17 protein-coding genes are annotated in these 19,076 nt (G+C 64.2%); 9 read left to right on the top strand and 8 right to left on the bottom strand.

What is annotated here, in order from left to right; all coding sequences use genetic code 11:
• Positions 1 to 15: 15 nt before the first annotated feature.
• The 4 genes from AB7F11_RS19815 to AB7F11_RS19830 form a co-directional block, all read right to left on the bottom strand.
• A complete protein-coding gene (locus tag AB7F11_RS19815) occupies positions 16 to 600 on the bottom strand; it encodes a hemerythrin domain-containing protein (RefSeq protein ID WP_428300050.1) in 585 nt (194 codons plus the stop codon).
• Between the two features lie 59 nt (positions 601 to 659).
• Positions 660 to 1,847: a branched-chain amino acid ABC transporter substrate-binding protein gene (locus AB7F11_RS19820; RefSeq protein WP_428290953.1), complete on the bottom strand. Its 1,188-nt coding sequence runs from the start codon at positions 1,845 to 1,847 to the stop codon at positions 660 to 662.
• A gap of 187 nt (positions 1,848 to 2,034) precedes the next feature.
• Positions 2,035 to 2,484 (bottom strand): DNA polymerase III subunit chi, encoded by a 450-nt coding sequence (locus tag AB7F11_RS19825; RefSeq protein ID WP_428300049.1) that lies wholly within the window; start codon positions 2,482 to 2,484, stop codon positions 2,035 to 2,037.
• A gap of 22 nt (positions 2,485 to 2,506) precedes the next feature.
• Positions 2,507 to 4,015, bottom strand: a complete 1,509-nt coding sequence (locus AB7F11_RS19830; protein ID WP_428300048.1) for a leucyl aminopeptidase — start codon at positions 4,013 to 4,015, stop codon at positions 2,507 to 2,509.
• Positions 4,016 to 4,040: 25 nt separating this feature from the next.
• On the opposite strand from AB7F11_RS19830, the gene lptF reads away from it, so the two are divergent.
• The 5 genes from lptF to AB7F11_RS19855 are packed head-to-tail and all read left to right on the top strand — an operon-like array spanning position 4,041 to position 8,765.
• Positions 4,041 to 5,159, top strand: a complete 1,119-nt coding sequence (lptF, locus tag AB7F11_RS19835) for an LPS export ABC transporter permease LptF (protein WP_428300047.1) — start codon at positions 4,041 to 4,043, stop codon at positions 5,157 to 5,159.
• Positions 5,156 to 6,274, top strand: coding sequence for an LPS export ABC transporter permease LptG (gene lptG / locus AB7F11_RS19840; RefSeq protein WP_428290949.1), 1,119 nt, complete (start codon positions 5,156 to 5,158; stop codon positions 6,272 to 6,274). The genes lptF and lptG overlap by 4 nt, the downstream gene beginning before the upstream one ends.
• A 6-nt stretch (positions 6,275 to 6,280) precedes the next feature.
• The gene (locus tag AB7F11_RS19845) at positions 6,281 to 6,646 is read left to right on the top strand and encodes a sirohydrochlorin chelatase (RefSeq protein WP_428290948.1); all 366 of its coding nucleotides are present in this window, start codon (positions 6,281 to 6,283) and stop codon (positions 6,644 to 6,646) included.
• The gene (locus AB7F11_RS19850; RefSeq protein WP_428290947.1) at positions 6,643 to 7,587 is read left to right on the top strand and encodes a CysB family HTH-type transcriptional regulator; all 945 of its coding nucleotides are present in this window, start codon (positions 6,643 to 6,645) and stop codon (positions 7,585 to 7,587) included. The genes AB7F11_RS19845 and AB7F11_RS19850 overlap by 4 nt, the downstream gene beginning before the upstream one ends.
• An 8-nt stretch (positions 7,588 to 7,595) precedes the next feature.
• A complete protein-coding gene (locus AB7F11_RS19855) occupies positions 7,596 to 8,765 on the top strand; it encodes a pyridoxal phosphate-dependent aminotransferase (protein WP_428300046.1) in 1,170 nt (389 codons plus the stop codon).
• 3 nt (positions 8,766 to 8,768) lie between these two features.
• Here AB7F11_RS19855 and AB7F11_RS19860 read toward each other — a convergent pair whose 3' ends face one another.
• Complete coding sequence (locus tag AB7F11_RS19860; RefSeq protein ID WP_428290945.1) at positions 8,769 to 9,485, bottom strand: twin-arginine translocation signal domain-containing protein; 717 nt, start codon at positions 9,483 to 9,485, stop codon at positions 8,769 to 8,771.
• 254 nt (positions 9,486 to 9,739) lie between these two features.
• Between AB7F11_RS19860 and AB7F11_RS19865 the strand changes: the two genes are divergently transcribed.
• Positions 9,740 to 10,696, top strand: a complete 957-nt coding sequence (locus AB7F11_RS19865; protein WP_428300808.1) for a FecR domain-containing protein — start codon at positions 9,740 to 9,742, stop codon at positions 10,694 to 10,696.
• 10 nt (positions 10,697 to 10,706) lie between these two features.
• Here the strand turns inward: AB7F11_RS19865 and hrpA are convergent, their stop codons facing one another.
• On the bottom strand, positions 10,707 to 14,525 hold the full coding sequence (gene hrpA / locus AB7F11_RS19870) for an ATP-dependent RNA helicase HrpA (protein WP_428300093.1): 3,819 nt from the start codon (positions 14,523 to 14,525) through the stop codon (positions 10,707 to 10,709).
• A gap of 148 nt (positions 14,526 to 14,673) precedes the next feature.
• Between hrpA and argA the strand changes: the two genes are divergently transcribed.
• On the top strand, positions 14,674 to 16,014 hold the full coding sequence (gene argA / locus AB7F11_RS19875; RefSeq protein WP_428290943.1) for an amino-acid N-acetyltransferase: 1,341 nt from the start codon (positions 14,674 to 14,676) through the stop codon (positions 16,012 to 16,014).
• Here argA and AB7F11_RS19880 read toward each other — a convergent pair.
• Both AB7F11_RS19880 and AB7F11_RS19885 read right to left on the bottom strand, forming a co-directional pair.
• Complete coding sequence (locus tag AB7F11_RS19880) at positions 16,007 to 16,534, bottom strand: disulfide bond formation protein B (protein WP_428300044.1); 528 nt, start codon at positions 16,532 to 16,534, stop codon at positions 16,007 to 16,009. The genes argA and AB7F11_RS19880 overlap by 8 nt on opposite strands.
• 80 nt (positions 16,535 to 16,614) lie before the next feature.
• Positions 16,615 to 17,385: a ferredoxin--NADP reductase gene (locus AB7F11_RS19885; protein WP_428290941.1), complete on the bottom strand. Its 771-nt coding sequence runs from the start codon at positions 17,383 to 17,385 to the stop codon at positions 16,615 to 16,617.
• Positions 17,386 to 17,630: 245 nt separating this feature from the next.
• Here AB7F11_RS19885 and AB7F11_RS19890 point away from each other — a divergent pair, with 245 nt between their 5' ends.
• Together AB7F11_RS19890 and AB7F11_RS19895 are read left to right on the top strand one after the other, a co-directional pair.
• A complete protein-coding gene (locus AB7F11_RS19890; protein ID WP_428290940.1) occupies positions 17,631 to 17,909 on the top strand; it encodes an oxidative damage protection protein in 279 nt (92 codons plus the stop codon).
• Entirely contained in the window at positions 17,906 to 19,075 is a 1,170-nt protein-coding gene (locus AB7F11_RS19895; RefSeq protein ID WP_428300043.1) for an FAD-dependent oxidoreductase, read from the top strand. The genes AB7F11_RS19890 and AB7F11_RS19895 overlap by 4 nt, the downstream gene beginning before the upstream one ends.
• Position 19,076 lies beyond the last annotated feature (1 nt).

The raw sequence follows: 19,076 nt of genomic DNA on the forward strand, positions 1-19,076 counted from the left end.
TTTTTTTTGCTCAAGTCAGGGCTCCAGCACCTCACGCATTCGTTCAAGGTCTCGCCGGTAGCGGGTCGCCAAAGTCACTTTCTGCCTGTCGGTGAGGATCTTTCCCGAAAGCTGAAAGAACTTTCGCTCTTCTTCCCTGAGGTGGTGGTGAACCTCGTGAGAGAGCTTCTTCACCAGCGCTGGCCAAGTCTCCGGCTTGTCTCGCGCCGCCTCCAGCGCTTCCACACATTCGTCAATTTCGTGGTGCTCGGCAAGCGCGTGGCGCGAGGACTTCAGACCCATGTCATCAAAAAGAATCTGGGCGTAGAGGAAGCGTTCCTCTGCAGCGGCGTGCGCTGCCAACTCTGTGCGCAAGGTCCTGAACACCTCCGCAGCTCTTGGGTCATCGGGCTGAATGCGAAGCAGACGTCGGCACAAGGTTCGTTGCGTTTCGTGGCTTTCGCGGAGGACTTCGTAGATGTTGTCCAAAATTCTTCCTCGCTGATTCTGTGTTCGACAAATGAAATCGACGTGCAGAAACAGTCTACGAAGGCCATCGCATGGTCGGCGTCGGTACAGGCCGGCACCGTGTGTAGGAAAGCACCGACGAAAAAAAGCCACCGCGAGCGGTGGCTTTTTATGTTCCGAAACCTGCGCGGTTTCAGAAATGGCGCGATGGATCAGCGGATCACGGCGATGGTCGTGCGCTGGCCGCCTTTGTAGGTCATGAGCGTCAGGGCGCCGTTCTTGATGTCGCCCTTTTCGTCGAAGGCGATGTTGCCGGTCACACCCTTGTAGTTGGTGGCCTTCAGAGCAGGCAGGTAGACCTTGGGGTCTGCCGAGCCGGCGGTCACCATGGCGTTGGCCATGACCTTCACGGCGTCATAGACGTACGGAGCATACACCTGCACGTCGGCGCCGAACTTGGCCTTGAAGTCGGCACGGAACTTCTCCATGCCAGCCTTTTCTTCGCCTTCCACACCGCCGGCTTCAGCACAGTACACGGTCTCTTCGCCCATACCGTCGGCAGCCAGCTTCGGCAGTTCGCTGGAGCAGATGCCGTCGCCACCCATGAACTTGGCGGTGATGCCGAGTTGCTTCATCTGCTTGAGCATGGGGCCAGCCACGGCGTCCATACCGCCGAAGAACACGACGTCAGGCTTCTTGGCCTTCAAGGTGGTCAGAATGGCGTTGAAGTCGGTGGCCTTGTCGTTGGTGAACTCACGGCCCACCACCTTGCCGCCAGCGGCTGCGACGCCCTTTTCGAACTCGTCGGCAACGCCCTGGCCGTAGGCGGTGCGGTCATCAATGACGGCAACGGTCTTGGCCTTGAGGGTTTCCACGGCGTACTTGCCCAGGGTGCCACCGAGGTGCACGTCGTCGGCCACCATGCGGAACACGCCGGCGTAGCCCTGGCGGGTGTACTTGGGGTTGGTGGCAGAGGGGGAAATCTGGGGAATGCCAGCGTCGTTGTAGATCTGCGAAGCCGGGATGGTGGTGCCGGAGTTCAGGTGGCCGATAACACCGGCGACCTTGGCATCCACGAGCTTGGTGGCAGCGGCGGTGCCTTGCTTGGGATCAGCAGCGTCATCTTCAGCCAGCAGTTCGAAGGTGACAGGAGCGCCACCCATGGTCAGGCCAGCGGCGTTGAGTTCCTCGATCGCCATCTTGGCGCCGTTTTCGTTGTCCTTGCCGAGGTGGGCAATGGCGCCGCTGGTGGGGCCCACATGACCGATCTTGATGACCTGAGCAGCAACTGCAGGAGCGGCCGCAGGTGCGGCGGCCGGAGCAGCAGCCTCTTCTTTTTTGCCGCAGGCGGCAAGAGCGACAGCCGCCGCAATGACGGCCAGTTTGATGTTCAGTTGCATGGTTTTCCTCAGAAAGGGTAAATGTTGGAATGCGGAGGGAACTTTTTTTTTCTCCACATCCATAAAGATACTCCAAAAATCGCACAGATTTCGCGACCACTTGACGGCCAAAGGCAGACCGAGGGTTTTCCCAAATGCTCATCACTCCATTGAATCCTTCATTAGCCCAGCGCATGCAATGAGGCGTTCAGTCTGAAATCCGCACTTCGGGTGGCGCCAGCTGCAAGTCGTGCCGCTGAGGTTCAATTCCGATCGACTTGTAGAACTTCCAGCGTTCGCGAGCCTGTTGCCGATCGGCGTCACCGCTGGTGACGACTTCGATCACGCGGGCGAAAGCTTCATAGCCTGAAGGCACCTCATTGCGTAGGTTCACCAGCACGGTGGCTTCGCTTTTCACGGGTTGGCCAGAGGCAATCTGGATGGGCGAACGAGACCACACGTGGTCGGGGTCGGCCTCGCTGGCGTGGGGAATGAATGCGCCGGGCGCCATCGTCCAGAGCGCCGCATCCAGTGCGGGGCGGTCCTGTTCGTCGACCACCACCAGCAGGCGTGCGCCGCGCAGATAGGCCTTCCTGAGCAGACGACAGGCGTAGCCGACTTTGTCGGGCGCGTTGAAGTGGAAGGCGACTTCGGTCATGGCAATGACCTGCACTCGAGCCTCAGGCCTTGCGCACGCGTGGGGAGGCCGCCTTCTTGGTCTTGGCTGGCGAAGTGGCGTCCACAGCGGCCTGATCCAGCAGGTATTGCACCAGCAGTGGGACCGGCCGACCGGTAGAGCCTTTTGCAGCACCGCTCTTCCAGGCGGTGCCGGCGATGTCGAGGTGGGCCCAGGGCAGATCGGTGGCGAACTTCTGCAGAAACTTGGCTGCGGTGATGGCCCCGCCGGCGCGCCCCGCCACATTGCCCATGTCGGCAAAGTTGGACTTGAGGCCTTCGGCGTATTCGTCATCCAGCGGCATGCGCCAGCACAGGTCGTGCGACGCTTCCCCGGCCTGCTGCAGTGCCTGTGCGAGTTCGTCACGCGGGGAGAACAGGCCCGAGCGCACGCCCCCCAGGGCGATCACGCAGGCGCCGGTCAAGGTGGCGATGTCCACCACGCTGCGGGGCTTGAAGCGCGCGGCGTAGGTCAGGGCGTCGCACAGGATTAGGCGCCCTTCGGCATCGGTGTTCAGGATCTCGATGGTCTGGCCGCTCATGCTGGTGACCACGTCACCGGGTTTCACGGCCTGGCCATCGGGCATGTTTTCGCAGCTTGGAATGAGACCGACCACGTTGATGGCAGGCTGCAATTCAGCCAGCGCGGCGAACGTGCCCAGCACACTCGCGGCACCACCCATGTCGAACTTCATCTCGTCCATTTCGGCGGCGGGTTTGATAGAAATGCCGCCAGTGTCAAAGGTGATGCCCTTGCCCACCAGTACCACAGGGGCACTGGATTTTGCCGCTCCGGCGTATTGCATGACGATGAATCGCAGGGGCTCGGCGGAGCCCCTGGCCACGGCGAGGAAGGACCCCATGCCCAGGGCCTCCACCTGCCTGGGGCCGAGCACCTCGGTTTTGATGCGCGCGTGCCGACCCAGCTTGCGGGCGGCTTCGGCCAACAGAGTGGGGGTGGCGTGGTTGGCAGGACGGTTGGCCCACTCTTTCGCAAACTCCACTCCGGCGACCACGGCCTTGCCGGTCTCGAAGCCTTTTCGCACTGTCGACTGCTGGCTCACGCCCAGCACCACCTCGCGCAGCGCCCGGGCCTTGGCGGAAGGCTTGGTGGTGGTGAAGGTGTAGGTGGCATCGGCAGTGGCTTGCACCGCTGCGCGCACGGCAGCGTCGCCTGCATCCAGCAAGCTCAGAACCAGGCCAAGGCGCTGGATGCCGGGTTGCCTGAGCGTGCTTAAGCCCGCAGCCACGGCCTTGCGCACCGCCGCAGCAGAACCGTCGCCGGCACGAACCAGGGTGACGCGTGCTGCCTTGAAGCCTTCGGGGCGGTAGCAGGCCAGCAGCTTGGCCACGCCGGGCTCAAGGTCACCTGCCTTCGTGGCCTGAGCCACGAGTCGACTCAGCGCATCCGGGGCGGCAGCGGCGGCCCTGGCGTCGGGCACCAGCACCAGCAGGGCATCGCAGGTGAGCTGGGGGGCCTGGGCGGGTGCCAGGGTTTTGAGTTCAAAGTCCATAATCGTGCTTTCCTGTTCTCGATCAATGTTATTCCATTCTTCCATCCGCAAAGAGCTGGCGCGAAGCTTCGGGGCCACCCTCGTGGTCCTGTTCACCATCGTGCTGACCATGCTGCTCATCCGCACGCTCGGACTGGCCTCGCGTGGCAGCGTCAACCCGGAGGAGATCGCGCTGGTGCTGGGCTACACCGTGATCGGCCGCATGCCGACCATCCTCACCCTGGCCCTGTTCATCGCCATCGTTTTCACGCTCTCGCGCATGTACCGCGACAGCGAGATGATCATCTGGTTCTCCAGCGGGCGTTCGCTCGGGGGCTTTCTCGGTCCCGTCATGCGCTTCTCCTGGCCCATCCTGCTGGTGATCTCGCTGGGGGTGTTCTTTGTGTGGCCCTGGGCCAACCAGCAAACCGACAACCTGCGCGACCGTTTCGAGCGCCGTGGCGACCTGGAGCGCGTGGCCCCCGGCCAGTTCCAGGAGTCTTCAAGCGGCCGGCGCGTATTCTTCATCGACAAAGACACGGCCGATGGCACCGAGGGCCGCAACATCTTCATCTCCAGCACCGAGAGCGACGGTCGCGAGACCGTGACGTCGGCACGCTCGGGCCGCATTGAATGGGTGAAGGACCAGCAGTTCCTGATGCTCAACAATGGTCAACGCCTGGAAACGGCACCCGACCAGAGCAGCCAGCGTGTCAGCGAGTTCGAGGAATACGGGACGCAGATTGGCGCATCGGCGGTGGGGCAGCGCAGCGCTCAGGCGCTCAAGGCGCGCAAAAGCTGGGACCTCATCACCCAGCCCAGTGCAGCCAACCTGGGTGAACTCGGCTGGCGCATTGGCATGGGGCTGACTTCTCTGAACTTTGTGCTGATTGCCCTGGCCACCACAACGAGCAACCCGCGTGCCGGGCGCGGCGGCAACCTGTTCTTCACACTGTTCGCGTTCGTCTTTTATTACAACCTGCTCAACCTGGGTCAGAGCTGGGTGGCCAATGGGCTGTTCAGCCTGGGCGGGTTCATGCTCATGCTGCACGGTGGCGTCTTCGCGCTGACCGTGCTCTGGCTGACCAAGCGTCATTTCAACCTCAGCGTGCGTGGCTGGATCAGTGCGCAGCGCAGCCGTCGCGCCACTGAGGTTGCCGCATGAGGACCATCCGCCGCCTGATCTATGGCGAGGTGTTCGCGGCCGTGGCCTTCGTTCTGGTGGCCTTCCTCTCGCTGTTCTTCTTCTTTGATTTCGTCGACGAACTGCCTGTGCTGGGCAAGCCTTCGCCCTTGCAGCCCGAGCTGGTGTACGAGGTGCCGCACGCCTTGCTTTATGTCACGCTGCTGATGCCCAGCCGGGTGTACGAACTGCTGCCCATCGCCGTGCTGATCGGCGCGGTGTTTGTGCTGGCGAGACTGGCGCAGGGCTCCGAATACACGATTTTGCGCACCAGTGGCCTGGGGCCATGGCGGGCGCTGCGCATGCTGCTGGGACTGGGTGCGGTGTTCGTCGTCCTCACCTTCGCCATTGGCGACTATCTGGCACCCATCTCGGACCGCACCGCCCAATTGCTCAAGGCGCGCTACCAGGGCAACATCAGCCTCGGCAGCACCGGGGCCTGGCTCAAGGAACGCCAGCCTTACAGCAATTTCTCGGTCAACGTGGGCTCCATGTCGTCTCAAGGCGAGCTGGGCAACGTGCGCATTTTCGAGTTCAACAACCAGGGGTTCCTGGTCTCCACCCTGCACGCCGCGACGGGGCAGATCGAGAGCGACGATTCCTGGACGCTGCGCAAGGTTCAACGCCGCGAATTCGACACGGCGGGTCTAGCGTCGGGTCGAGTCCTCAATCGCGATCTGGAGACCTTCCGCTGGCCCAGCGGCATCAACGCCGAGATGGTCTCGGTGGCGCTGCTCAAGCCCGAGCGCATGCGCACGGCGGATCTGTTTGGCTACATCCGCCATCTGGAGGCCAACGGCCAGACGGCGCAACGCTACGAAATCGAGTTCTGGCGCAAGGTGTTCTACCCGCTGAGCTGCCTCGTCATGGTCGTGCTCGCGTTGCCCTTTGCCTATCTCCACTTTCGCTCGGGCAGCATCACCGGCTATGTGTTTGGCGGCGTGATGATCGGCATCAGCTTTTTCCTGCTCAACAACGTGTTCGGTTACATCGGCAACCTCAACCAGTGGCAACCCTGGCTGGCCGCCGCGTCACCGGCACTGATCTATTCGGTCTTTTCGCTCGCGGCCTTTGGCTGGCTGGTGCTTCGGAGGTAGGGGCCCATGCTCGGCGTCATCGTGTTTGCCCATGGGTCGCGCGACCCGCTGTGGCGCGTTCCGGTCGAATCGGTGGCGGGCCAGATTGCCCGCAGCGCGCCTGGGTCGCCGGTGTCGTGCGCCTACCTAGAGCTCTGCGAGCCCGACCTGGCCACGGCAGCACACCAGGTGGTGGCTAAGGGGGCGACCGAGGTGCGCGTGCTGCCCCTGTTCTTTGGCATGGGCAAACACGCCCGCGAGGATCTGCCGCAGCTCATGGCCGAACTCACTCGCACGCACCCGGGTGTGCGCTTCGAGCAATTGCCCCCTGCGGGCGAAGATCCTCGCCTGACAGCGCTGCTGGCCAAGATTGCCCTGGAGTCCGCCGCATGAATCTGCACCAGTTCCGCTTTGTGCAAGAGGCGGTGCGCCGCAACCTCAACCTCACTGAGGCGGCCAAGGCACTTCACACCTCCCAACCGGGTGTCTCCAAGGCCATCATCGAGCTGGAAGACGAACTCGGCATCGAGATCTTTGCCCGTCACGGCAAGCGCATCAAGCGCGTCACCGAGCCGGGCCAACAGGTGCTCAAGAGCATCGACATCATCCTGCGCGAGGTCAACAACCTCAAACGCATCGGCGAGCAGTATTCGGCGCAGGACAGCGGCACGCTGTCCATTGCCACCACCCACACCCAGGCGCGTTATGTGCTGCCGGGGCCGGTGGCTGCGCTGCGCCAGGCCTACCCCAAGGTGGCCATCAGCCTGCACCAGGGTTCGCCCGATCAAGTGGCCCGCATGCTGATGGAGGAAGTCGCCGAGATCGGCATGGCCACCGAGTCGCTGGTGAACTATCCCGAGCTCGTCACCCTGCCCTGCTACGAATGGCAGCACGTCCTGGTGTTCCCGTTCGACCATCCTCTGCTGGAACGCGAGCGCATCACGCTCGAAGACCTGGTGCAGGTGCCGCTGATCACCTACCACCCCAGCTACACCGGTCGCACCCGCATCGACCAGGCGTTTGCCCTGCGCCACCTGCAGCCCAACATCGTGCTCGAAGCCATTGATTCGGATGTGATCAAGACTTACGTGAAGCTCGGCATGGGCGTGGGCATCGTGGCCGAAATGGCCGTGCAGGGCGAGAACCAGACCCCGGACCTCGTGGCGCGGCCTGCGGCACAACTCTTTGGCCACAATCTGGCGCGCGTGGCGTTCAAGCGCGGCACTTACCTGCGCCATTTCGTTCTGCGCTTCGCCGAGTTGCTGAGCGACCGCCTCTCCCGCGATCTGATCCTGCGTGCGATGAGCGGCACCCCAGACGATTACGAGTTGTGAGCCAACCCATGTCCGCCCCCCTGCCCGCCCCCGCCTCCCGCCTGCCCAACGTCGGCACCACCATCTTCAGCGTCATGTCCGCGTTGGCCACCGAGCATGGTGCGGTCAACCTGGGCCAGGGCTTCCCCGATTTCGACTGCGATCCGGCGCTGGTCGATGCCGTGACCCAGGCCATGCAGGCGGGACACAACCAGTACCCGCCCATGCCGGGCGCGCCCGCGCTGCGGCAGGCCATGGCCGCGAAGATGCAAGCCCTTTATGGGCTGGCCTGCAACCCCGACACCGAGATCACCATCACCGCCGGTGCCACTCAGGCCATCCTCACCGCTGTTCTCGCGGTGGTCCATCCAGGCGACGAGGTCATCGTGCTCGAACCCTGCTACGACAGCTACGTGCCCAACATCGAGCTGGCCGGCGGTGTGGCGGTGCGGGTGCCGCTGACGCCTGGCACCTTCCGCCCTGATTTCGACCGCATCGCTGCTGCGCTCTCCCCGCGAACGCGCGCGATCATCGTCAACAGCCCGCACAACCCCAGCGGCACCGTGTGGACCGAGGCCGACATGCTGCACCTGCAGGAACTGATGGCCCCCACCCATGTGCTCCTCATCAGCGACGAGGTGTATGAGCACATGGTGTTCGACGGCCAGGTCCACCAGAGCGTGGCGCGCTTTCCAGCGCTGGCCCGGCGCGCCTTCATCGTCAGCAGCTTCGGCAAGACCTACCACGTCACGGGCTGGAAAGTGGGCACTGTGGTGGCGCCTGCACCGCTGACAGCGGAGTTCCGCAAGGTACACCAGTTCAACGTGTTCACGGTGAACACGCCCATGCAGCACGCATTGGCCACCTACATGGGCAACCCGGAGCCCTACCGGGAACTGCCGGCCTTCTACCAGCGCAAGCGCGACCTGTTTCGTGAGGGTCTTGCCGGTACCCGCTTCCGTTTGCTGCCAGGTGAGGGCACGTACTTCCAGTGCGTGGACATTTCCCGGCTCGCTGTGCCTGAACGCGAACTGCCCGAGAGCGACTTCTGCCAGTGGCTGACGCGCGAGATCGGCGTGGCCGCGATTCCTCTCTCGGCGTTCTACGGCAACGGGTTCGACCAGCGCGTGGTGCGTTTTTGCTTTGCCAAGAAAGACGACACCTTGCGCGAGGCGCTCTCGCGGCTGTCGCGGCTCTGAGATTCAACACCGCACAGGGTTGCGGCAAAAGCGGTCCAGTTCACGCACCGTGCTTTGCCGGGCCACGGTCTGTCGGGCGTTCGGTCCAGACTCCAGACTCAGTTTCATCTCGTACTTCTTGAAGAAGTCGTCGAACAGCTCGCCGCCCAGCGTGCCCACAGCCGTCAGACCATCGGTCTTGCCGTCGTGCTCGATCAGCACCGCACACAACGGTTGTTCGGCCGGGCCATTCAACACCTGGGCTCCCCGCGCCGGGTCGTACTGGCTGTGATCGGCACAGCAGTGGATCAGGTCGTTACCTTTGCTCGGCGTCTGAGGGTTCACCGCCGCACCCTTTCGAAAACTGATGAAGCTCAGGTCTTTCGTGGGATACACCAGCTTGTGCGCGCAGATCGCGGAGAACGCCACCAGGCTGCGCCGAGGGCCGACGCCGCCAGGCCATTGGTAGCTCAGCTTGTCGCGCGTGACCAGCGTCGTGGGCGTGGCGGGCTTGCCCAGGTCGAGCAGGAAGACCGGCGTGGCCTCGAAGGGATAGTGAAACACGTAATTCGTCTGCGGTTTCAGATCCGAAGCCTTGAGCGGCCGTCCCACTTCGTCAAGCAGCTGGACGCGCCCATAGGTCCGAGGCCTGGCATCGACCGCCCAGGCCGGGCTGGCCAGGGTGGCGGCCAGCGTTCCAGCGCCCAGGGCGCAGTTCTCCACAAACTCGCGTCGATCCATGGGGGTCCTTGATGAGTTCGCCCACAGTGAAACGCAGCGGCGCCCCCGCTGTCAACCAATGCGCTGATACCCCGCCACCCGGGTGGGAGATGGCCACTGCGCGACCACAAACACTGCACGCGCGAACTGGTTCACGGTCAAGCGTCACACAACGCCCTGTGCCTGCGTCCGGCGAGGCCGATAGACACCAGTGAGCGTCAATACTTCAGGAATTTCTTCAAGGCGCTGTGCGCCCTCTTGAAAAAGGTGTGTCGATGTTCAAGGTTTCCCGGGTCGCGCGCGCAAGCGCCCCCTATTCCTCTCGTCTTTTGCGTATGGGCACCGTGGCCCTGTTGGGGTGCGCGCTCGCCTGGCTTGCCGCGCCTGCCGCACGCGCAGCGCCTTCGCAAACCGTGGTGGAAGCGGTCCAGTTGCCCGCCTGGGTGGAGCGAAATGGCGAACGCCGCCCCGCTTCGCCTGGCGCAACCCTTCGCAGCAACGACCGGGCCATCACCGCCGACGGTTCGCGCATGTTGCTGCGCCTGAGCGACCAGAGCGTGATCAAGCTGGGCGAGCAGACCGATTTCCTGATCCGCTCCATGGACGAAAGCAGAGCCAGTGACGCCGAGCCTGCCGCGCTCACCACCACGTTCAAGCTGATCACCGGCGTGTTCCGGTACGCCACCGACTACACCAGCAAGGCCCTGGGCAACCGGCGCGAACTCAACCTGGAGCTGGCCACCGCCACCGTGGGCATCCGGGGCACCGACTTCTGGAGCATGACGGACGCTGCGCACGATGCCGTTTGCGTGTTCGAGGGCAAGGTGGAAGTGCAGCGAGACGCCAAGCCCGGTATCGGCCTGGACAAACCCGGCGCGTTCTGGGTCGTGTTCACCGGTGAACCTGAAAAACCCGCTGGTCAGGCCACGCCGGAGCAATTGGCCAAGTTCGTCGGTCAGGCAGAAATGCAGCCTGGCAAAGGTATCGTGCTGCGAGGCGGGCGATGGCGTGCCGTGGCGGCCACCACCTCCAGCCTGGGCGAAGCCGTGGCCTTGCGCCAACGCCTTCAGACTGCTGGTTATCCAGCTGAGATGGTCAGCCGCAGCGGACGCCACGAAGTGCGCATCAACCACTTCGCCACGCGCAGCGATGCGCAGGCCGTGCTGGCGCGCCTTCAGGCCAACATCGCCCTGGGCGTAACCCAGGGCGTGGTCCTGTTGAGCGCCCGATGAGCCATCGGGCTCAGGCGATGAGCTGGGCCCAGGCTTTCTCCAGCCGCTTCAGGCTCACCGGCTGAGGGGTGCGCAGTTCCTGCGCAAAAAAACTCACCCTGAGTTCTTCAAGAAGCCATCGCAATTCCTGTTGCCGTGCGTCCTGCACACCCTTTCGCTCGGCCACCAGGCGCCAGAAGCGCTGCTCCTGTGGCCGCAGCTCGGCCATTCGGGCGGCGTCGCGCGCGGGATCGGCTCGCAGCTTGTCCAACCGCATTTGCACGGCCTTCAGGTAGCGCGGCACGTGTTGCAGTTGTGCGTGTGGCGTCTGCAGAAGGAAGCGCCTGGGCACCAGCCGCTGAAGCTGTTGGCCGATGTCAGCCGCCACGTCGGCCGGCGGCCGCGCATCTTTGAGCTTGCGCAGCGCGGCGGCGTATTCGGTGAGGATGGTCCCAGCCGTTCGGGCCATCTCATTGGCGATCAGCGTCAGGCGACCTCGCCCTTCCTCGACGCGGCGCTTGAAGGCGGTTTCGTCGGTGGGCAAGGGTTCTGCGAGGAAAGCGCGGTCCAGCGACAGCTCCAGAATCTGGGTGCGCAGTTCCTCCAGCGTGCCACCGCCACCCGCCTCCTTGCCCACCTGCATGTAGGCCACGCCCATGGCTTGCAGCCCGGGCAGGTTCTTTTCCAGGTACTTCAGCGCATCGCGAATCTGCAGCGAGAACAGCCTGCGCAAACCCTCGCGGTGCTTCGTTTGCGCCACCTCCGGCTCGTCGAATACCTCGATGCGAACGGCATCGAGGTCATCCACCAGCGCGGGGAAGCCGATCAAGGTCTGCTGGCCCTGGCGGATTTCCATCAATTCGGGCAACGCGCCGAAGTCCCAGGCGGTGTGGCGCTGGGTCGCGTTGGCGGCTGGCGCGGCGGGCACAGCCGCTTTCGTGGACGTCGGCGTCGCGCCTGCCCTGGCAGGTGACGGCGGCGCCGGCCGCACACCGTCCAGCTTGAGCGCGGCCAATGCCTGGAACGCGCCGCGCGCCTGGGCACCAAGTTCGGCCTTGAGTGCGGCGAGGTTGCGCCCCTGCCCAAGTTGTCGGCCGTGCTCGTCCACCACCCGCAGGTGCATGAAATGGTGCGGGCTCAGCATGTCGGCCTTGAGGTCGGCTCGCTGAATGTCGAGCTGCGTGGCTTCGCGCACAAGTCTGAGCACCGCGTCGACGAAGTTGCCGGCGCCGAACGCCGCCGGCTCACTCAATGCAATGGCAAACCGCTCGGCAGTGGCTGGGAGGGGCACCAGACGCGAGCGCGGGCGCTGGTGCAGCGTCTTGAGCAGTGCCAGCACCTTCTCCTTGAGCATGCCGGGCACCAGCCAGTCACAGCGGTCTTCGCTGGCCTGGTTGAGCGCGAAGATCGGCAGCGCCACCGACAACCCGTCGCGAGGGTCACCGGGTTCGTGCAGGTAGCTGCACGCGCAATCCACGCCGCCCAGGCGCAGGGTCTTGGGAAAGGTCTGGGTGGTGATGCCAGCGGCCTCGTGGCGCATGAGCTCTTCGCGTGTGAGCAGCAGGAACCTGGGGTTCTGCCGCAACTCGTCGCGGTACCAGCGCTCCATCGTGGCGCCATTGCAGATGTGCGCGGGCAGTTGCTGGTCGTAGAAAGCGTAGATGAGTTCGTCGTCGACCAGCACGTCCTGGCGGCGAGACTTGTGCTCTAGCTCCGCCACCTGACGCACCAGCTTCTGGTTGGCCGCCAGGAACGGCAGCCGGGTATCCCACTCGCCCGCCACCAACGCCTCGCGAATGAAGATCTCGCGTGCGCCGGCAGGGTCCACCTTGCCGTAATCGGTGCGGCGGTTGCTATAGACGACCAACCCGTAGAGCGTGGCGCGCTCCAGCGCCGTTACCTGTGCGGCCTTTTTCTCCCAGTGCGGGTCGAGCAGCTGCTTCTTGATCAGGTGACCACCAACCTGTTCCAGCCAGAGCGGCTCGATGGCGGCGATACCGCGCCCGAACAGGCGAGTGGTTTCCACCAGTTCGGCGCAAACGATCCAGCGCCCCGGCTTCTTGCTCAGGTTGGCACCGGGATGGCGGTGGAACTTGATGCCGCGCGCACCCAGGTACCAGTCTGCAGCCTGGCCTGAGCCAGTCGCGGGTGTCTCACTTTTCTGGCCCACATTGCCAAGCAAGCCCGACAACATGGCGAGATGCAGTTGTTCGTAGCTCGCCGGTTTCTCATTGAGCTTCCACTGGTGCTCGGCGACCACCGTGTGCAGTTGCGAGTGGATGTCGCGCCATTCGCGCACGCGCCGCACGTTGATGAAGTTTTCGCGCAGCAGGTTTTCGTACTGGCGATGGCTGAGCTTGTGATCCTTGCCATGGCCGCCCTTGGCGTCTTCCAGCCATTTCCAGAGCTTGAGCGTGCCGCTGAACTCGCTCTTCTCGTCGTCGAACTTGGCATGGGCCTGATCGGCCTGCGCCTGCCTCTCCAGCGGCCGGTCGCGCACGTCCTGTACGCTCAGCGCCGAGGCGATCACCAGCACCTCGTCGAGCGCGCCGCGCTGCTGCGCCTCCAGGATCATGCGGCCCACGCGCGGGTCCAGCGGCAGGCGAGAAAGCGTCTGGCCGATTGGCGTGAGTTCGTTGGCCTCATCCACCGCGTTCAGTTCGGCCAGCAGCTGGTACCCGTCGACGATGGCGCGTTTCTGCGGTGCCTCGATGAAAGCAAAGTCTTCCACCGCTCCCAGGCGCAGCGCCTTCATGCGCAGAATGACGCCCGCCAGCGAACTGCGCAGAATCTCGGGATCGGTGAACTTCGGGCGACCATTGAATCCAGCCTCGTCGTAGAGGCGGATGCAGATGCCGTCTGCCACGCGGCCGCAGCGTCCGGCGCGCTGGTTGGCTGCAGCCTGGCTGATGGGCTCCACCATCAACTGCTCCACCTTCTGCCGAAAGCTGTAGCGCTTCACGCGCGCCGTGCCGGCGTCGATCACGAATCGGATGCCCGGCACCGTGAGCGAGGTCTCGGCCACGTTGGTCGAGAGCACGATGCGCCGCCCGCTGTGGTCCTGAAAAATTCGGTCTTGCTCGGCCTGGGACAACCGCGCAAACAGCGGCAGCACCTCGGCCGAACGCAACAGCGGCTGGTGCGAGAGATGCTTGCGCAGGTGGTCGGCCGCCTCGCGGATCTCGCGCTCGCCTGGAAGAAAGACCAGGATGTCACCGCCATGCGGACCACGCCAAAGTTCATCCACCGCGTCGGTGATGGCGTTGTTCAGGTCATAGTCTCGGCTTTCCTCGAATGGCCTCCAGCGAACCTCCACGGGGAATGTGCGCCCCGAGACCATGAGCACCGGTGCGGGTCCCCTTTTCGAGGCGAAATACTGCGCGAAACGATCCGCGTCGATGGTGGCGGAGGTCACCACCACCTTCAGGTCCGGCCTGCGTGGCAGCAACTGGCGCAGGTAGCCCAGCAGGAAGTCGATGTTGAGGCTGCGTTCGTGCGCCTCGTCAATGACGATGGTGTCGTAAGCGCGCAGGTCCGGGTCGGTCTGGGTTTCGGCCAGGAGGATGCCGTCGGTCATGAGCTTGATGGAAGCATCCTTGCTCAAGCGATCCTGGAATCGCACCTTGTAGCCGACCACTTCGCCCAAGGGCGTTTTCAGTTCCTCGGCGATGCGCCTGGCCACGCTGGAGGCAGCGATGCGCCGCGGCTGGGTGTGGCCGATGAGCTGGCCGCGCTGGCCGGGCCGGGCGTTGATGCGACCACGGCCCATGGCGAGGGCGATCTTGGGAATCTGCGTGGTCTTGCCCGAACCGGTCTCGCCACAGACGATGACCACCTGGTGCTCGCGCATGGCCGACTCGATCTCGTGGCGCCGGGCCGAGACGGGCAGGGATTCAGGAAATTCGATGTGCAGCGGTGTGGAGGACAACGGGGAAAACTCGGTCAAAATCGGGCAACCGGCCATTATCCGCGCCCAGCCCACCGCCCGCCTGCCATCCATGTCCAACGTCTTCAACTTCACCTTCGTCCCCTGGTTTCGCTCGGTCGCGCCCTACATCCACAAGCACCGCCACAACACCCTGGTGGTGGGCATCGCGGGTGAAGCGATCGCGGCCGGCAAGCTGCAGAACCTGGCGCAGGACCTGGCACTCATCCAGAGCATGGGCGTGGAAATCGTGCTCGTGCATGGGTTTCGCCCGCAGGTGAACGAGCAGTTGCGCCTGAAGGGCCATGAGGCAAGGTATTCGCATGGCATGCGCATCACCGACGAAGTCGCCCTGGACTGCGCGCAGGAAGCGGCGGGCCAGTTGCGCTACGAGATCGAAGCCGCCTTCAGCCAGGGCCTGCCCAACACACCCATGGCCGGCGCCACCGTGCGCGTGATCTCCGGCAACTTCATCACCGCACGACCGGTGGGTTTGATGGACGGGGTGGATTTTCAGCACTCCGGCCTGGTGCGCAAGGTAGACACCGAAGGCATCCAGCGCACGCTGGACATGGGCGCCATGGTGTTGCTCTCTCCCTTCGGTTTTTCGCCCACGGGCGAGGCTTTCAATCTGACGATGGAGGACGTGGCCACCTCCGTGGCTGTGGCGCTGCAGGCCGACAAACTGATGTTCCTGACCGAGGTCCCCGGCATCCGCGTGGACGAGGCCGATCCCGAGAGTGGCATCGACACCGAGCTGCCCCTGGCCGACGCGCGGAAAATGCTCGCCGCGCTGCCCGCCCCCACCCAGCCCACCGACACCGCGTTCTACCTCCAGCACTGCATCCGCGCCTGCGAAGGCGGCGTGGATCGCAGCCACATCCTGCCGTTTTCAGTGGATGGCGCTCTGCTGCTGGAGATCTACACCCACGACGGCATCGGCACCATGGTGGTGGACGAAAAGCTGGAGAGCGTGCGAGAGGCCACCATGGACGACGTGAGCGGCATCGTGGCGCTGATCGAACCCTTCGAAAAGGACGGCACGCTGGTCAAGCGCGACCGAACCGAGATCGAGCGCGACGCGGGCAACTACACCATCATCGAGCACGACGGTGTGATCTTCGGCTGCGCTGCGCTCTACCCCTACCCGGAAGCGCGCACCGGCGAGATGGCTGCGCTCACTGTCTCGCCCGACACCCAGAGCCAGGGAGACGGCGAACGGCTGCTCAAGCGCATCGAGACGCGTGCCAAGGCGCAGGGACTGCAAAGCATCTTCGTGCTCACCACGCGCACCATGCACTGGTTCATCAAGCGAGGCTTCGTGCAGGTCGGCGCCGACTGGTTGCCCGAAGCGCGCAAGCGCAAGTACAACTGGGACCGCAAGAGCCAGGTGCTGGTGAAAAAGCTCAGCTAACCGGACGCTTCACCCAGAGCGCCACAGCCAGCAGCGCGATGGCAGTGAAGCAAAGAAAAGACCAGTTGGCGATGGACAGGCCGAGAAACGTCCAGTCAATCACCGAGCAGTCGCCCGTGCCCCTGAAGATCATGGGGATGGCGCGACGAAGCGGGAAAGATTCGATCATGCCGAAGAAATCGCGGCCGCAGCTCAGGATCTCGGGCGGATTCCACTGCAGCCAACTCTGACGCGCTGCCACGAAAGCACCAAAAGCTGCGAGCACGCCCATCTTGATCACGCCGGCATACAGCCAGAAGCGGCGCTTGAAGAACGCAGATACGCCAGCCACCAGCGCCACCAGCACCAGCGCGTAGCGCTGCACGATGCACATGGGGCATGGCTCCAGACCCACCACGTGCTGCAAATACATGCCATAGGCCAACATGGCCACGCAGGCCGCGGCAACGAGCGCCAGGATCTGCCGGGGATGGCTTTGAAGGGGTGAGCGAGGAGTCGAACTGGAGAGGCTGGCGAACAAGGCAGATCCTGAATTGAAAGGGTGCAGCGGATTGGGCGACAGATCAGTGAGCCGTCGCTCTGCCTGCGAGTTCCCCGACCTCAGCCAACAAAGGCCCGTTCGATCACGAAATCGCCCGGTGTGGTGGTGTTGCCCTCTTTCAGCCCGGTCTTCTCGCACAGGGCCTTGAGGTCGCGCAACATCTCCGGGCTGCCGCAGATCATCACACGGTCCTCGGCGGGGTTGAGCAAGGGGAGGCCCAGGTCCTTGGCAATCACGCCATCGCTGAGCAGTTGCGGGATGCGCCCCTGGTGAACAAACGGCTCGCGGGTGACGGTGGGGTAGTACAGCAGCTTGCCTTGCACCACGTCGCCGAGGATCTCGTCCTTGACGAGTTCATGCGTTAGCAGTTCGCGGTAGGCCAGTTCGTTGACCTGGCGCACGCCATGCACCACGATCACCTGCTCGAAGCGCTCGTAGGTGTCCGGATCGCGCACGATGCTGAGAAATGGCGCCAGCCCGGTACCGGTGCCCAGCAGATAGAGGCGCTTGCCCGGAAGCAGGTAGTCGATCAGCAGTGTTCCGGTGGGCTTGCGACCGACGATGATGGTGTCGCCCACCTGGATGTGCTGCAGGCGCGAGGTGAGCGGGCCGTCCTGCACCTTGATGCTCAGAAACTCCAGGTGGTCGGCGTAATTCGGGCTGACGATGCTGTAGGCGCGCAACAGCGGCTTGCCGTCCACGCGCAGGCCAATCATCGTGAAGTGCCCGTTGGAGAACCGCAGCGAAGCGTCGCGGGTGGTGGTGAAGCTGAACAGCCGGTCGGTCCAGTGATGGACACTCAACACGCGCTCTTCCTGAAATGCACTCATGAAAACAGATCCTCTGGAACGGTAGCCCGGTATTGTAGAAACTCATGCGCCTGTTGCCGCCGAGGCCATGGCGGGCGGGGCACCCAAACCTTGCTACAGTGGCGCTCGGCCTTCGGCCCGAACCTCAGGAACACCCGCAAAGACACCCGCAAAGCCGGGATCATGCCGGCGATCCACCTGTTCTGGAACGAATTAATTCTTCCATTCGTTATAACCAGATCATCTAATCAACGCTTAGGAACGCCATGGCACGCACTGTGAAATGCATCAAGCTCGGCAAAGACGCCGAAGGACTCGACTTCCCACCCTACCCGGGCGAACTGGGCAAGCGCATCTATGAAAACGTGAGCAAGGAGGCCTGGGCCGCCTGGCTCAAGCACCAGACCATGCTGCTCAACGAGAACCGGCTCAATCTGGCAGACGCCCGCGCCCGCCAGTACCTGGCTCGGCAAATGGAGAAGCATTTTTTCGGCGAAGGTGCCGACGCTGCGGCCGGCTACGTGCCGCCACCCCGGGACGAGTGAGCTCTTCGGGCGGAACACACCGCCACGCCCTGGTCATCGGCGCCGGTCTGGCCGGGGCGGCGGTCTGCGCCCAACTGGCGCGACGAGGCTGGCAGATCACCTTGCTGGACGCCGGTACCGGCCCGGCTCAGGGGGCCTCCGGGTTGCCCGTGGGCATGCTCAGCCCCCATGTCACCCGAGCGCCCACGCCGTTGTCACGCCTGTCGGTGCTGGGCATGCAGGCCACGCTGGTGGAACTGCAAAGCCTGGTGCCTCAAGGCCAGGGCTGGCAGGCCTGCGAGGTCGACAACCTGGGCCACGACCGAGGCCGCTGGCCCGCTGCGCTGGTGCGCCCCTCTGCGCTGGTGCATGCCTGGCTCAGGGAAGCCGGCTCGCAGGTGCTTCCTCGCTGGCGGGCATCCGTGCAACGCCTGGAGCGCCGGGAATCGGGTGTATGGCGGGCACTGGACTCCGCAGGGCAGCTCCTGGCAGAAGCGCCTGTGGCAGTGGTGGCTGCCGCGCACGGCAGCCTCGACTTGCTGGCCCAGCCTGACGGCCCCATGGAACCCAGAGATCTGCCGTTGCGGCCGGTCAAGGGCCAGATGAGCCTTGCTGTGCTGCGGGGCGCGCCGCTGGCCGAACGTCCGCAACGCGACAACGGCGTCTTCGTGCCACGCTATGAAGACAGCGGTCTGCCGCCCGCATGGCCGGCGCGGCTGTGGGCCATGGGCTCCACCTACACCCGGGGCGATTCCAGCAGCCATTTGACGCCCGAGGCGCACGAGGCCAACGCGAGCAGCCTGCAGGCGATCTGCCCACCAGCGGCCAGGCATTTGCGGGGGCTGCAAGCCTCGGGTGAGCTGCTGGGCTGGGCGCAGGTGCGTTGTGCTTCTCTCGACCGCCTGCCCCTGGTCGGGGCCGTGCCGGACGCTCGCGTCCTGCGACTGAACAAAGCGCAGGCTGGCTCGAAACGGGAGCGCCAGCCACTGGGCGAAACGCCACGCCAGCCCGGCCTCTATCTGTTGACTGCGCTGGGATCGCGCGGCATCACCCTGGCTTCTTGGTGTGCCCATTTGCTGGCAGCACAGATCGACGGCACGGCGGTGCCCGTCGAAGCCGACCTGGTGGCGGCGCTTGACCCCGCCCGTTTCGCCTGGCGTGAGACGCGCCGACAATCACCGACATGAC

Source organism: Hydrogenophaga sp. (assembly GCF_050250835.1).
In the GTDB taxonomy this organism is placed as follows: Bacteria; Pseudomonadota; Gammaproteobacteria; order Burkholderiales; family Burkholderiaceae_C; genus Hydrogenophaga.

What these genes read in the sequence shown, in the direction of transcription:
- AB7F11_RS19820 (WP_428290953.1), bottom strand. Translation starts at nt 1,847, where the DNA reads ATGCAACTGAACATCAAACTGGCCGTCATTGCGGCGGCTGTCGCTCTT.
- AB7F11_RS19825 (WP_428300049.1), bottom strand. Translation starts at nt 2,484, where the DNA reads ATGACCGAAGTCGCCTTCCACTTCAACGCGCCCGACAAAGTCGGCTAC.
- AB7F11_RS19830 (WP_428300048.1), bottom strand. Translation starts at nt 4,015, where the DNA reads ATGGACTTTGAACTCAAAACCCTGGCACCCGCCCAGGCCCCCCAGCTC.
- lptF (WP_428300047.1), top strand. Translation starts at nt 4,041, where the DNA reads ATGTTATTCCATTCTTCCATCCGCAAAGAGCTGGCGCGAAGCTTCGGG.
- lptG (WP_428290949.1), top strand. Translation starts at nt 5,156, where the DNA reads ATGAGGACCATCCGCCGCCTGATCTATGGCGAGGTGTTCGCGGCCGTG.
- AB7F11_RS19845 (WP_428290948.1), top strand. Translation starts at nt 6,281, where the DNA reads ATGCTCGGCGTCATCGTGTTTGCCCATGGGTCGCGCGACCCGCTGTGG.
- AB7F11_RS19850 (WP_428290947.1), top strand. Translation starts at nt 6,643, where the DNA reads ATGAATCTGCACCAGTTCCGCTTTGTGCAAGAGGCGGTGCGCCGCAAC.
- AB7F11_RS19855 (WP_428300046.1), top strand. Translation starts at nt 7,596, where the DNA reads ATGTCCGCCCCCCTGCCCGCCCCCGCCTCCCGCCTGCCCAACGTCGGC.
- AB7F11_RS19860 (WP_428290945.1), bottom strand. Translation starts at nt 9,485, where the DNA reads ATGGATCGACGCGAGTTTGTGGAGAACTGCGCCCTGGGCGCTGGAACG.
- AB7F11_RS19865 (WP_428300808.1), top strand. Translation starts at nt 9,740, where the DNA reads ATGTTCAAGGTTTCCCGGGTCGCGCGCGCAAGCGCCCCCTATTCCTCT.
- hrpA (WP_428300093.1), bottom strand. Translation starts at nt 14,525, where the DNA reads ATGCGCGAGCACCAGGTGGTCATCGTCTGTGGCGAGACCGGTTCGGGC.
- argA (WP_428290943.1), top strand. Translation starts at nt 14,674, where the DNA reads ATGTCCAACGTCTTCAACTTCACCTTCGTCCCCTGGTTTCGCTCGGTC.
- AB7F11_RS19885 (WP_428290941.1), bottom strand. Translation starts at nt 17,385, where the DNA reads ATGAGTGCATTTCAGGAAGAGCGCGTGTTGAGTGTCCATCACTGGACC.
- AB7F11_RS19890 (WP_428290940.1), top strand. Translation starts at nt 17,631, where the DNA reads ATGGCACGCACTGTGAAATGCATCAAGCTCGGCAAAGACGCCGAAGGA.